The sequence below is a fragment of the Microbacterium sp. ISL-103 genome, from assembly GCF_018613995.1.
Classification (GTDB): domain Bacteria; phylum Actinomycetota; class Actinomycetes; order Actinomycetales; family Microbacteriaceae; genus Microbacterium.
Map to the genome: position 1 here is coordinate 1 of NZ_JAGGPD010000444.1, position 1,591 is coordinate 1,591.

A 1,591-nucleotide genomic window follows, 5' to 3' on the forward strand; every position below is an offset into this window, starting at 1 on the left:
GCACAGCGAAGACGACGAGGGCAAGGTCACCCTGCTGCTCGCGTTCGACCCCGACGCGCCGAGCCAGGACGTGCCGGATCCCTACTATGCGGGCGCCGAGATGTTCGATTCGGTGCTCGGTATGATTGAGACGGCGACTCGCGGGCTGTTCCGCCAGCTCGAACCGGCGCTTCGCCAGCCCCGCACGCCCCGCAGCGCCGGGGCCCGATCAGGAGGACTCCCCTGACTTTCCAGCCTTCGCTCCCGCCGCAGCCCCTGAGCCCCCTCGACGGTCGCTATCGCGGCGCCGTCACGGGCCTCACCGACTTCCTCTCCGAGGCCGGCCTGAACCGAGCCAGGGTCGAGGTCGAGGTCGAGTGGCTGATCGCCCTCACCGATCGCTCCCTCTTCGAGACGAGCCCGCTGTCGGATGCCGACAAAGAGCGCCTGCGCGCCCTGTACCGCGACTTCGGTCAGGCCGAGATCGATTGGCTCGCCGAGAAGGAAGCCGTCACCCAGCACGATGTGAAGGCCATCGAATACCTGGTGCGCGACCGCCTGTCGACCCTGGGTCTCGACTCGATCGCCGAGCTCACGCACTTCGCGTGCACGAGCGAGGACATCAACTCCGCCTCCTACGCGCTCACCGTGAAGCGCGCTGTCGAAGAGGTCTGGCTTCCCGGCCTCGACGTCGTGATCGCGAAGCTGCGCGAGCTGGCGGCCGAGCACGCCGACGCCGCGATGCTCTCCCGCACCCACGGACAGCCGGCGACCCCGTCGACCATGGGCAAGGAGATCGCGGTCTTCGCGTGGCGCCTCGAGCGCGTGCGCGCCCAGATCGCCGCATCCGACTACCTCGCCAAGTTCTCGGGCGCGACCGGCACCTGGTCGGCGCACCTCTCGGCCGACCCCGACGCGGACTGGCCCACGATCTCTCGCGAGTACATCGAGGGCCTGGGCCTCGGCTTCAACCTGCTGACCACGCAGATCGAGTCGCACGACTGGCAGGTCGAGCTCTATGACCGGATCCGTCACGCGGGCGGCATCCTGCACAACCTCGCGACCGATATCTGGACCTACATCTCGCTCGGATACTTCGCGCAGATCCCCGTCGCCGGTGCGACCGGATCGTCGACCATGCCGCACAAGATCAACCCGATCCGCTTCGAGAACGCCGAGGCGAACCTCGAGATCTCGGGCGCGCTGCTCGCATCCCTCGGGCAGACGCTCGTCACCAGCCGCCTGCAGCGCGACCTCACCGACTCGACGACGCAGCGCAACATCGGCGTCGCGTTCGGGCACTCGCTGCTCGCGATCGACAACCTGCGCCGTGGCCTCAACGCGATCTCGCTGTCGCGCGACGTGCTGCTCGCCGACCTCGACGTGAACTGGGAGGTCCTCGCTGAGGCGATCCAGACCGTCATCCGCGCCGAGGTCGTCGCCGGCCGCTCGTCGATCACCGACCCCTACGCGCTGCTCAAGGAGCTGACCCGCGGTCACCGCGTCGGTGCGGCCGACCTGGCCGAGTTCGTCGAGGGACTCGAGATCGGGGATGCCGCGAAGCAGCGCCTGCTCGCGCTGACTCCCGCGACGTACACGGGCATCGCCGAGC

1 protein-coding gene and 1 pseudogene are annotated in these 1,591 nt (G+C 68.8%); both read left to right on the forward strand.

The window, feature by feature from the left end; all coding sequences use genetic code 11:
* Window positions 1-226, forward strand: a pseudogene (locus J7E68_RS15405) (low molecular weight phosphotyrosine protein phosphatase); the annotation flags it as partial.
* Window positions 223-1,591 (forward strand): adenylosuccinate lyase (purB, locus tag J7E68_RS15410; protein ID WP_215174057.1); only part of this gene is annotated, 1,369 nt, incomplete at its 3' end. The pseudogene J7E68_RS15405 and the gene purB, both read left to right, overlap by 4 nt.